Genomic DNA, 12,724 nt, shown 5'->3' with positions numbered 1-12,724 from the left:
TTTGAGCAAAAACCATTAGAAAGCTATTTTCTCTATGGTGACACAAATTTTAGGATTGGGGTAGAGAAATGCAACAGAGCCACAAGAGAGACGCGCCATGGCACGTCTCTACGATGGGTTAGATTTCGTCCCAACCACTGACCCCAGAAGACATCACATAGCTGGTGACGCTGGCTTCAAAGAAGTTAGCTTTAGTATGGGCTTCTTTTTTGGTATCCGAGAAGCGTTCTAAATGGGTATAGGGACTTTTACTGTACTTTTTATCGGGATAAAGGGGCTCTAAACCGATAGACCGTAACCGAATATTGGCTAGATATTTGGTGTATTGTTCCGTACTATATTCCGTGATTCCCAAGATATTATTTCCGACAATATGATTCGTCCATTTACATTCATGTTCAACGGCGGTATTGAACATTTCATAAATCTGATCAACGGAGTGGGTAAACACTTCCATGGCTTCAGGAATTAATTTTTGGAATAACCGAACATGAGAAAGTTCATCCTTAATATTCAACAAGGGTCGTTACTCCTTGCCCGTTCTCTTAAGAACTGCTGAAAGTTACCTTTCAGAATAGACTATATCATCTTCCTAATAGGAAGCCCCCCGTTTCGGTTCACTTGAACCTACGCTTTTATTGCTAGTCGTTGCACCTTTAGAATCAATAACTTCCCAAGCATCAATCCAAATGACAGGGGAAAGTTAATTTTTCTACTTGGCTCAGGATTGTCTCAATTGAGAGTTTCCCTGAATTAGAGGGGTTTTCGATCCACGTTACCGTGAAAAGCCGCTATGAATTTAACGGTTAATCATTTTGAAAATATCAGCAGATCCCGGCATTAACATCCGTGAAGCTAAATTGTAGAAGTAGATAACGCTACTACCCATCCTTTCAGTAGGGGCTAGAACATACCATTATCTTTAACCTTGTGCCCTTTCCGAGAATCAACCGATCTAATCGGATAACATTCTTTAGGTAATGGACTGATGTTGTATGTACCATTATTAATTTTTCTTAAAACGGCTTCACTTGACCACCCATATCTTTCAGTAATTTGTTTAAAAGATAGTGTCTGATCACGCAGCAATTCATAAATCTGGTGAATATCATTCTCAGAAAGTTTTTTCCTTTTAATAGTCCGCTTTCTCAAGGGATACTCGGCAGATTCATCTAGCCATGCGCGACCAAGATTTATATCAGCGATTGCATCAGGTGAGATACTGTACATATCAGCAATTTCTAGGAATTTAAGATTTGTACTGATAATTAAATCTTTAATCTCCCAAATATTGTGTTCCGTTAGTTTCTCATTTCCATTAAAAATGACTTGATTATAGCCATTGACTGTAGATTGAAAAAAATGAATCCAGTGTGACTCTCTTTTTCTCAAATCACGACAGGGGATGTTATCTTCAATAACACAAAAAGAAAAATCCTTAATGTCTTTTTTCATATCATCATATAGGTCTGTTTTAATTTGCCCTATACTACGGATATGTTGCGCCAGTCTATTGCCAAAATTAATCGTTGTGCAACCGATATAAATCTTGCCGTTTTTAAGATTTTTAATCTGATAGACAACACCTGTTAAACTTGCCATACAGATCACTATTAAATCAGATGATACATCCATTATAAAAGTCAATCCCCTTATGGTCAAGTCGGTTAAAGATACTCACCCTCTGTTCGTTGAACCTTCTCCTTTTATGAGGAGCTTGGCTGCTGATTGCCCATTGTAAAGATTAGATCCCTTGCGGCTTCCAATCAATCCTTTAACTTTTTTCTGCTCTCGCACCTGGCGCGCTAATCATTTCTAATTTCGCTTTGGTATAAAGGCTTTAGGGGGTTCCAGCAATTTGATGAGTTTTCACTAACATCTCGCGGTGCTAGGGGGCCACTAATTTAACCCATTGTAGAAGTAAATCCCTTCTAACATATAGTCTGCTAACAGGGAAATAAAGTAATTTTCCAGGGTGGGATTATCCATATATTGTTGATAAATCCCGGCAATGAATTCACAGCGATCGCGCAAGACACTATCGGTTTTCCAAAATTCATAAACAAAGGTTCTCCGATCAGATGGAATAATCGTTTCAATCATGTATTGATAACTTTGATTGTGCATCGCCTCCTGAGAAGTTTGTTCCGCCATACAAAGACTGATTTCTGGAGCAGTTACACAACTTTTCAGATGAGGAATATTGCAGGTTTGAACAGAATCTAAGAAGGTTAAATAACTTAAAATTCCATCAAATGCCCAACGTTCATCGGGAGTTAAGTTAACATAGTTAGAGTCGATAGGAGCGTTACCACTCCGACCTCTCCTTCAGAACCGTGCATGAAACTTTCGCCTCACACGGCTCCTTGATAATTCCATCCTTGTTATGGATACGATTCAAAACGGACTCTTGTCATAGTTCTCAACTATTGGTAATTGCTTATTTTTCGTTAAAGAACCATCATGAGCCGTTTTTATGTCGTGGCAATGTTTGTGTAGAAGTTGTAAATTATCATAGATGTCTTTACCACCTAATGATGTTGGTTTAATATGGTCAACTTCTACAATGTCTGTACTTGTGAAATACAAACCACAGTGGGGACAAATACCCTTTTGTTTTTTGATTAATTTAGAAACTCTGTTAGGAGTTTCAGGATATTCGCCTCTTCGTTTACTCCAATAAATCCAGTTACCATCAAATGGACTAGCTTCACCTTTAACCTTTGTATGCCTGATGATTGGCGTACTGGCGTGTTTGATTAGTTCTATTCCATCTTCTGTACTGAAACACCAATTTTTGTCGCCTACTGTTCTCCAGTATTTGTCTTTATTGATGTCCCCTTTCCCCCTCGTTCTTGCCCAAGCTCTCAACTTGTCATAAGTTAGATGGTCAACTCTTGAGAAAGTCTCCTTACTAACTTTAGTTGAGTAATAGTTTGACCAACCTCTAATAATTGGATTCAGCTTGTTAATTAAAGCCGCTTGAGGTGCATTTTTATGGGTATCTATTACTTCAGCTATTTTGGCAAGATGTGTTTTGATTTTGACTTTAGAGGGTGTGATTAATGTTTTAAAACCTAGTGGTATTCCGTATGCACTATAAGCACCTCTGTAGTTTCCTACTTTGTACTGCTGTATATAGAATCCTAAGAACTCAAACCCGACTTTTCCATCAATTTCATTGAGTGTGTGGGTTAATTTTGTTTTACTTGGTTTTAATTCCAATCCCATATCACTTAACCAATCAACGATTATCTCTTGACACTTTTTGACAACGTTTAAATCCTCATGGATTATTACGAAGTCATCAGCGTAACGGATTAAACTAAGGGCTTGACGATTTTTTACTTTTGACCCTTTCAGAGTTTCTGCATATTGCATGACTCTTTCTTCCATACCATGTAAGGCAATATTCGCAAGTAAGGGTGAAATTACCCCTCCTTGTGGTGTACCATCATGGGTAGGAAAAAGTTCTTTTCCGTCACAGTACCCTGCCTTGAGCCATGTTTTTACTAAACGGCTTAATGTAGGGTATGTGTGTATTTTTGAAATTAATGCTTTGTGATTGATTTTATCGAAACATTTTGAGATATCAGCATCAAGCACATATTTGGCTTTTTTATTGATACTGACATATATTGCTTCGATTGCATCGTGACAGGAACGTCCTGGTCTGAAACCATAACTGTTTGGCTCAAAGAGCGCCTCCCATTCTGGTTCTAACGCTAGTTTAACTAACGCTTGCAATGCGCGGTCGTTGATTGTGGGTATTCCTAGTGGTCTAGTTTCCGTTGCTCCAGGTTTGGGGATATTAACTCTACGAGTTGGTTTTACCTTATTGGTTAACTTCAACTTTCCTACCAGGTTTATACGTTGCTTCGGGTTCAGAGATTTTACTCCGTCCACACCCGCCGTATTTTTACCTTGGTTATCTTGTGTTACCCGACGTACCGCGATACATTTTGCCGACCAAGACCTAATCAGGGTCTTTTGAAGTTTACGAACTGCTTTAACATCGCCTCGTTTACTCGCTTGAAATATTCGCTTTTGCAACTTGAACGTCAATCTTTCAGCTTTACGCCAATTGATTTGGTTCCATTCCACCGTCAGATTGTTCTGCGTTTTAGACATATAAATTGCTACTTGTTCTATTTCTTTGGAATTACCGAGCATCTGTCAGCATATCCTTGTCATTACAACAAGGCATTCGCTTTTGACACCATCCCTTCCCTACATATCATTCGTTAGCTACTTACTGGATTTTCGACCTTTTTCCAGAGATATATAGGGGTTACTTCGTTCCGATTACACATTTGTTTGAGGTCTTTAGCGTGATGCTTTCCACCGGATTTATTGGCGGTGCTTATAAGTCGAGTAGATAATCGCTTATGCCTTATTCTTGCCTTTTGGCTTGGTGTTAATCAAGTTTTGTCTTGATTTAGCCATTACACCATTAGATGTAACGATGGTTTAGACACATCTTTGCTTGCGCTACGCATGGACTTCTTGCTCGATAGTTACCAGATTTGGCTTCCAGTAGTTCTACCTTTTAACCCCGCTTTAATCTGTTGGTTGCTACCCAGTCAAACTAGGGGTTATGCTTTCACCTCAGCACTTGAGGGGTGGGACTTAATTCACGGAATTTCACCCACAAATGTAATCAGTTATCACCAGTTTTAACAACTGGGTTAACCGTCCCATAAACCTTTCAGCTTATTTTAGGTTAAACGAATCGCACATCCACGACATCCTGAGTAATATCTAATTTTTCAGGTACCCAGTTAGAGTCGATGGTAATGTTGCCATTAACCATCTCTCCTCCGAAACCGTGCATGAGACTTTCACCTCACACGGCTACTCAATACGCTTACTGAAATATCAGACTTCCTGACAAGATTGTTTATCCAATCTTGTCTTCTGATGATGGCAATGGCGATGAAGGGCTTGAAGATTTTTATATTCATCTTTTCCGCCTTGTGATTTAGGTGTAATATGGTCAATTTCAATCACATCTTCATCGTAAAAATAATGTCCGCAATGGTTACATTTACCCTTTTGATACTTTAAGATTTTTGCTAATCTTTGAGGTACGTTAGGGTTTTTACCTAATTTTGCGCTCCAGTAAGCCCAATCTCCGTCATAAGGACTTTTATCACCCTTGACTTTGTTGTAAACTAAAGGATTGCTTGTGGTTTCAAAGTCAACATGGAAAAATAATTTAGCTTCATTGGATATAAACACCCAATTTCTTGTGCCATCTCTTTTCCAATATTTTCTTGAAGCCTTCCCTATCGTTTTACATCTTTTCTTAGCCCATCTTCTAAGTTTTAGATAAGTCAAATTATCTTGCCCTTTAAAAATTCCTAATGTTTGAGCATCGGAAAATGAATAATAGCGACTCCATCCGATAATTACAGGATTTAATTCTTTAATTAAGACGGATTGGGGGCTACTTTCATGTTTAAGGATAATTGACTTGATTTTTTCTTGATGAGCTTTGAGATTGTCTTGGGTTGGAGTCAGGTAGGTTTTAAATTCAACCTTTTTATTTCCGGCTTTATGTTGATGATGTTTACCAACTTTGTACTGTTGTACATGGTAGCCAAGGAAATCAAACCCAGCTTTCCCATTAGAGAATAAATTTGTCTCTAAACTATGAGAAATACTGGTTTTTTCAGGTTTGAGTTCTAAACCAATGTCACTCAGCCACTCAATAATAATTTCTTGGCATTTCTCAATGACAAACTTTTCCTTATGAAGAACTACAAAATCATCGGCATATCGGATAAATCCCAATGAACTTATCCTTCTTTCTTTGCTTTTTACAAGCCATTTATTTTGCGTCTGATTCCAGTCCTTTAGAGGAACAGTTTTGATATATTCGTTTAGTCGTTCCTCTAATCCATGAAGGGCGATATTAGCCAGTAAGGGCGATATAACTCCCCCTTGTGGTGTTCCTTCAATGGTTTCATGAAATTTTCTGTTATCGAGAACTCCAGATTTCAGCCAAGCTTTAATTTGATGCTTGACTTTACCTTTCATGCCAAGTTTATTGAGTAATTTTTGATGGTCAATTTTATCGAAGCATTTGGCTATATCTGCATCTAGTACATATTTAGCTTCATGCTTTAGGTGATTTTTAATTTGACACATCGCATCGTGACAAGAACGTCCTGGTCTAAAGCCATAGCTATTGGGTTCAAATTTCGCCTCCCATTCGGGTTCTAGGGCTAATTTAACCAATGCTTGTGCTGCGCGGTCGTACATTGTGGGTATTCCTAACGGACGTTTTTCTTTTTGATTCCTTTTGGGTATCCATACTCTTTTTGTTGGTTTGGCTTTCCCTGTCATCTGAAGTCGTCCTGCAAGGTGTAAACGAGCTTCTGGGGATAAAGATTTAACTCCATCCACTTCTGCTGTTTTCTTCCCTTGATTATCTTGAGTAACCCGTCGTACCGCTAAGACTCGGCTTGACCATGACCTCATGAGTGTTCTTTGAAACTGGCGGACTTTTTTCACATCGCCATCTCGTGAAGCTGCGTAGATTCGTTTTTGTAAGCGGAAGACATATCTCTCGACTTTACGCCAATCGATGTTTCTCCATTCCTCACTATTGGGTTTAATTTCCGAATGTGAATTAGACATTTAACCTACTACTTCCAAAATCTAGCTATCAGCATATTGCGAGATACGTCTGCTTATCTCGGGCATTACCCCATCCCTTTTTAGGCATTCCATGTCAATTCATGGTGAGCGTTTGCTTCTTATCCCATCCTTCCCAATTTCAGCCTAGTTTCCTAGATTTTTGTCTTGACTGACTTCTTAATATTTCGACCTGATATTAAGAGCTTGAAATTGGGTTATCTCGTTCCTTTGTATCCATTGGTTTGAACGTTTTAGGGCGTACCTTTCCACCGGAGGTATGAGAAGTGCAAATCCAGAAAATTTCGATATCGGATTTCTCTACTCTTGTCGGTTATTTCCGACGCAGGGCGTGTCCATAACACAAGCTTATATTCCCTGCTGCGCGATAACGATGGCTCAACGGTACTTCGTTTGTTCTACCCATGACGTTCCTGCCACTTCTTAACTGTTTTCAGCAATTATCAGTTTTGAAACTGTCCCCGCTTTACTAAATTGATAATCAGTCGCCTTAGTAGGGGCTATCCAAGATGGATATGTCAGGGCGTTTCCTCTTGCACTCAGAGGCTAGGACTTGCTTAAATTAAGCTCACCTAGATGGATACAAAAGTTATTCCTAAACTATTCAGGAACTAACCGTCCCGATGCTTTATAACACAAGGGTTTGAGCATCTTTAGGCTAAAACGAGTCGCACGAAATTCTCGCGCATTTGTTTATACAAACCCACGGCCCAGGAATAACGCACATCATTTAACTGCATTAAATTTGTGGTTTCCCCAAACCAAATAGAACGATGATTAATATCATCATTTCCATTCGGATTGAAAATCGGATTGATCGGCATCGTTAAGGGCTTTTTATGCCCATTTTTGTCCCGGGCTGGGGATGAAGCAAAGTCTAAAGTCATACTCGTAAAGTCAAGGAATTTAAGATAACTTTCCTCCACCAGTATGACATAGTTCTATAAAGTTAGCCTGTTAGCCTTTAATTAGCGCAAGCAACGCAGCCATCATCGGCTTCTTTGAAACTATCACGCTGTACCGTTCTGACATAATAAACCGCCTTACAGCCTTCTTGCCAAGCTAAGATTAAGGTATCAAAAATATCCTTAGCTTTGATAGCCCGATCGGGTTCATCTGGAAAATACACGCCCTCATTCAAATTAAACATTAATTCCATGGAAATTCCGGTATCAATCCACTTTTGAACCGTCGCCACCGCCTTAACAACAATTTGTTGATTGAGGCTTTTATTTTCCGGGTAAAACCAAAAATGATCCTGAAGAAATGGCGGAGCAATGGGAACCGTTCCTTTTGCCCATTTGTCATAGAAAAAACGACTATAACAGGGTAAAATACTAGCGGTACATCCTTGAACTAAGGAAGAAGATGTGTTAGGCGCGATCGCGGTAATATGAGAATTGCGAATCCCATATTTTTGAATATCTAAACTCAATTGTTGCCAGCGTTCTTTCTGGGCTGCGTGTTGCAAAAACCACTCTACAGATTTCGCCCCAATTAACTTTCCTTGACTCCAAGCACTGCCTTGAAAAGCTGGATAATACCCCCGTTCCTTAGCGAGTTCCATAGAGGTTTGAGTGCAATAAAAACCAATATCCTCAAACAGATGACTAATTTCGTTTAAATGGTTATAGGTTAAGCGATTTTTGGCTAACCAATCGGCTAATCCCATCGCCCCGACCCCAATTGTCCGATATTTTTGGTTATGGTTTTTACTGGCTTCAAAAGGAGTGTTAGTAATTTCAATCGTATTATCTAACATTCGCACCGCAATTTCACAGACTTCTGGTAGTTCTTCCTGTTCAATATTTGCCAAATTTAACGAATCTAAATTGCAAGTATGGGCTTCCTCTCCGGGCTTGACATTTGACCAGCTTTCCTGACATAAATTCCCCCCGGGAATATAGCCTTCATGTTGATTCGGATTCGCCCGATTTGAGGTATCCTTAAACCATAAATAGGGCATTCCGGTTTCCACTTGGGAACGCATAATCAACTTAAATAAATCCCGGGCATTAACCTTTTTATAAAGGGTGATTTCCGTATCTAAGTTGGCTTCTATTTTTTGATAAACACTTTCAAAGGATTCTCCCCAAGTCGTAGCCAATTCAATGCCCAGTTTTTCCCTAACTTCATAGGGATCAACCAGTGTCCAATCCTCTCGACTGATTACCCGACGCATGAACTCATCAGGAATCACTAATTGAGGAAAAATATCATAGGCTTTGCGACGTTGATCGCCATTTTCCGTCTGCATTTCCAGAAATTCAGGAACGTCCAAATGCCAGACATCTAAACTCACCGTAATCGCCCCCGCTCGACGTCCGCCTTGATTCACTGCGATCGCCGTATCATTTAATAATTTAATCCAAGGAATCACACCCCCCGAGGTGTTTTGTTTCCCCATCACCCAACTGCCCGTTGCCCGGACTCGGCTGACATTTGTACCCACACCCCCGCCATTTTTAGAAATTCTAGCGGCATCTTTAATCGTGTCAAAAATACTTTCTAAATTATCATCCATTGCCGTAATAAAACAGCTACTTAAGGAGCCGTGAGGAATCCTTAAATTTGCTAAAATTGGGGTGGCTAAGGAAACTTTCCGCCCGGCGATCGCTTGATAAAACTTTCTAGCCCAAAATAACCGATTTTCGGGTTTTTCCACAATTGCTAATAGCAATGCACAGGTTAATAGAGCTTCCTGGGGTAATTCATCCGTTAATAAATAGCGTTTATTTAACAAAACAGCCCCAGCATAATCATAATCCTTATCCCATTCGGGGTTGATCCAACTGCCGGCTTCTTGAAGTTCCTCGGCGGTGTAGGTCAGAATCCGAACGTCATATTGTCCCTGTTCCACTTTATTATGAACCGTTCTGCAATAGTCGCCGTATTCATAACCCCGACGGACTAAGGTATCCTTCCATAAACTCCAAATCTGTAGTCTTCCCGCCACATAACGCCAGTTTGGGTCGGAGGGGCTGCATAACTCCAAGGCGCAATTAATTAAATTATCCTGAATTTCTCGGGTGGTCACACCATGGCGCAGACGGGTGGTGAGTCCCGCTTCTAGGGTAATCGGATTCGCCTCCATTCCCTCACAAGCCCAGTTAACGACTTCTCGAATTTTAGAGACATCTAATGGGGCCAGACTACCATCTCGTTTAATAACTTTAATATTTTTATTAGGGGTGATGGTAAGGGATGGTGATGTTGATTGCATAGTCAATATTTTTACCCAATGCTATAATGAATTGACGCCTTACCACTGTACTCTAATTCCATATTTAGTGACAGGGATTGACAAAAATCTTATTTCCCGCTATATTTAGCGTTATATTTGGTTACTTTACTTAAAATAGGATTTATTACTATTATTAAGTTGCCCAAAAAGCCAACTCCAACGTTGCAGGTTTGGGGCTTAATGCGCTTATTTAGATTAGATAAATTGATACTTAAAGACTGATTGGCGATCGCAACTTACCACTCACTTTAAATTTCCTTAACCACCAAAACCGAACAATTCGCCTCTGAAACCACCTGAGAACTCACCGATCCTTCCAAGATTCGCTTGACTCCCGTTAATCCTCGATTTCCAATAATAATCAGATCCGCCTGATAAATATTGGCCAATCGAATGATTTCTTCCGCCGGATCACCCGCTACGATCTCAATTTCCGTCTCACAATCTAACTGATCTTGATAAACCCGTAGTTGCTTTTCCAGATGACCATAGGGAAATTCATCCGTCCGGTGGCCGGGCCGATCCGCCACCAGATCAAAATCCGATTCCACCGTCGGAACAACATGAGAGAAGATCACGTTGGTTGTGGGCTGCAATTGCAGTTGACCCAGCGCCTTAATCACAAACTTAGCAGTTGGTGAATCATCCACAGCAACCAAAATCGTATTTAGCACAAAAACGTCTCCTTTAAACAACTGGAAAATCACCGCGCCTTGAAATCCTACCACTTCAAACCCTTATTCTAAAGGTAAGACCTCAAAGTTAACAGCCATCACTCACAGTGAAGGTTCCGTTCTCAACCTTACCGAGTCCCCATGGGAAGGTAAACCCTCAGCCAGCGTCAACACCTGAATAGCGCCTGCAACCTTCTGTAAAGCCGTGGGGGAATACTGAATTAAACTCGAATGTTTCATAAACGTTTCTACCCCCAGGGCCGAGGCATAACGGGCTGCCCCCGATGTCGGTAAAGTATGGTTAGGGCCAGCTAAATAATCCCCAACCGCTTCTGGGGTAGAACAACCCAAAAATATTGCCCCGGCATGGCGAATTTTCTCCAGTAAGTCCCAGGGTTCGGCTACTTCTAATTCCAAATGTTCCGGGGCAAACTCATTGGACAACTCCGCCGCGGCCTCTAAGGAATCGACAACCACCACCACCCCATAGTGGGCGATCGCTTTTTCCGTCAACGTGCGTCGGGGATGGTTCACCAACTGTCGTTCCACCTCCGCCACCACCTGCCGGGCTAAGGCCGAATCCGTTGTTAATAAAATTGCCGCCGCCAGGGTATCATGTTCAGCCTGGGCTAATAAATCCGCCGCCACATGAACCGGGTTCGCCACCCCATCAGCAATAATCAGAACTTCCGATGGCCCAGCCAGGGAATCAATCCCCACCGTGCCATAAACCAATTTTTTTGCCAAGGTGACATAAATATTGCCCGGGCCAGCAATCACATCCACCTTCGGGATCGTTTCCGTACCATAGGCCAAAGCTGCGATCGCCTGCGCCCCACCGACCCGATAAATCTCCTGAATTCCCGCCTCTTGAGCCGCCACCAACACCGCCGGGTTCACCTTAGAATCTGGCCCTGGGGGAGTCACCATCACAATTCGGGGAACCTTGGCTACCTGAGCCGGAACCGCATTCATCAAAACCGTACTGGGGTACGAAGCTTTTCCCCCAGGTACATATAAACCCGCCCGGTCAACGGGAGTAAACCGTTTGCCCAGGACAATATCATCCTCTCCAAACTGCACCCAGGACTTAGGTGTGCGCTGGCGGTGAAAGGCTTCAATTTGTTGGCGGGCAAATTGGATCGCATCCAACAATTCCTTCGATACTTGCTGGTAAGCTGCGTCCAACTCCGAACCACTCACCCGCAACTCATCTAATGTCAATATTTTTTGATCGAATTCTTCCGTATAGTGCAGAAGTGCCTTATCCCCTTGACGCCGAACCGTTTGCAAGACTTCCCGCACGGTTGCTTCTTTATGGATCATCGCGTCATCATGGGTACGGTCAGAGATCCGTCGCAATTCAGCTTGTGCTTCAACCCACTGAGTAATAATTCGCAGCATGGTGATTCGGAGTGCCAACCTTAAAAAACACACACAGAAGCAGATACGGAACAGACAACCGGGATGAACCTCTACCCCTGGTTTCCCTGTCCATACCCAGACTTTGTATCCTTAAGCGATACTTTAGAGTTCTAGCCACTGGGGCAACACTCTGGGGATTCATACCTGGTTCAGTATAGCACAAAAAGCTATCCTAGATGGTTACGGGGCTTGTTGAACCAAGAACAGAGCGTTAAACCCTTTTTTTTTTGCTACAATGACTGGAGTCCATAATTTTTGTGATGCTTCCTGTAGGTGAATAGGAAGTTTGGTTAAATTTGACAAAATAAATGTTATATTGGTATGTCTGTAACTTAGTATCTCTAATCGGAATACCTGCGTCTTCTTCAATCAGAACCTATGGCTAATATTAAATCTGCTGTCAAACGAGTCGAAATCGCAGAGCGCAATCGGTTGCGTAATAAATCTTACAAGTCAGCCGTCAAGACTTTAATGAAAAAATGTCTGACCTCTGTTGATAAATTCGGGACTGACCCTACAACCGATAATCTCACCGCCGTCAATCAACAAATGTCGGCTGCCTTTAGTAAAATCGACAAAGCCGTGAAAAAGGGCGTGCTGCATCCTAACAATGGTGCTCGGAAAAAATCTCGCTTGGCTAGAGCTTTAAAGCGCCACCAAACTGTTGCAGCCTAGCTCATCAGTGATCAGTCAACGGTAATCAGTAATCAGTTATGAG

The 12,724-nt window shown here is 41.4% G+C and carries 10 protein-coding genes; 1 reads left to right on the top strand and 9 read right to left on the bottom strand.

Features of this window, described 5'->3' with window-relative positions:
• Positions 1-118: 118 nt before the first annotated feature.
• The 9 genes from PL11201_RS15900 to hisD form a co-directional block, all read right to left on the bottom strand.
• A complete protein-coding gene (locus PL11201_RS15900; RefSeq protein WP_079679901.1) occupies positions 119-520 on the bottom strand; it encodes a ribonucleotide-diphosphate reductase subunit beta in 402 nt (133 codons plus the stop codon).
• Positions 521-903: 383 nt separating this feature from the next.
• Complete coding sequence (locus PL11201_RS15895) at positions 904-1,602, bottom strand: GIY-YIG nuclease family protein (RefSeq protein ID WP_159451548.1); 699 nt, start codon at positions 1,600-1,602, stop codon at positions 904-906.
• Between the two features lie 297 nt (positions 1,603-1,899).
• Positions 1,900-2,301, bottom strand: coding sequence for a ribonucleotide-diphosphate reductase subunit beta (locus PL11201_RS15890; RefSeq protein ID WP_369821845.1), 402 nt, complete (start codon positions 2,299-2,301; stop codon positions 1,900-1,902).
• Positions 2,302-2,397: 96 nt separating this feature from the next.
• Entirely contained in the window at positions 2,398-4,173 is a 1,776-nt protein-coding gene (gene ltrA, locus PL11201_RS15885; RefSeq protein WP_234996722.1) for a group II intron reverse transcriptase/maturase, read from the bottom strand.
• Positions 4,174-4,878: 705 nt separating this feature from the next.
• Positions 4,879-6,645 (bottom strand): group II intron reverse transcriptase/maturase, encoded by a 1,767-nt coding sequence (gene ltrA / locus PL11201_RS15880; RefSeq protein WP_079679899.1) that lies wholly within the window; start codon positions 6,643-6,645, stop codon positions 4,879-4,881.
• Between the two features lie 671 nt (positions 6,646-7,316).
• Entirely contained in the window at positions 7,317-7,550 is a 234-nt protein-coding gene (locus PL11201_RS15875) for a ribonucleoside-diphosphate reductase (RefSeq protein WP_234996721.1), read from the bottom strand.
• A gap of 77 nt (positions 7,551-7,627) precedes the next feature.
• Entirely contained in the window at positions 7,628-9,886 is a 2,259-nt protein-coding gene (locus tag PL11201_RS15870) for a ribonucleoside-diphosphate reductase subunit alpha (RefSeq protein WP_079679898.1), read from the bottom strand.
• Between the two features lie 269 nt (positions 9,887-10,155).
• Complete coding sequence (locus PL11201_RS15865) at positions 10,156-10,581, bottom strand: universal stress protein (RefSeq protein ID WP_079679962.1); 426 nt, start codon at positions 10,579-10,581, stop codon at positions 10,156-10,158.
• 102 nt (positions 10,582-10,683) lie between these two features.
• Entirely contained in the window at positions 10,684-11,985 is a 1,302-nt protein-coding gene (hisD, locus tag PL11201_RS15860; RefSeq protein WP_079679897.1) for a histidinol dehydrogenase, read from the bottom strand.
• A 399-nt stretch (positions 11,986-12,384) separates the two neighbouring features.
• On the opposite strand from hisD, the gene rpsT reads away from it, so the two are divergent.
• On the top strand, positions 12,385-12,681 hold the full coding sequence (gene rpsT, locus PL11201_RS15855) for a 30S ribosomal protein S20 (RefSeq protein ID WP_079679896.1): 297 nt from the start codon (positions 12,385-12,387) through the stop codon (positions 12,679-12,681).
• The last annotated feature ends 43 nt before the right edge of the window (positions 12,682-12,724 follow it).

Origin of the sequence: Planktothrix sp. PCC 11201 (genome assembly GCF_900009135.1) — a bacterium.
In the GTDB taxonomy this organism is placed as follows: Bacteria; Cyanobacteriota; Cyanobacteriia; order Cyanobacteriales; family Microcoleaceae; genus Planktothrix.
The sequence above is the reverse complement of the archived record's forward strand: the minus strand, read 5'-3'. Positions and strand labels throughout refer to the sequence as shown.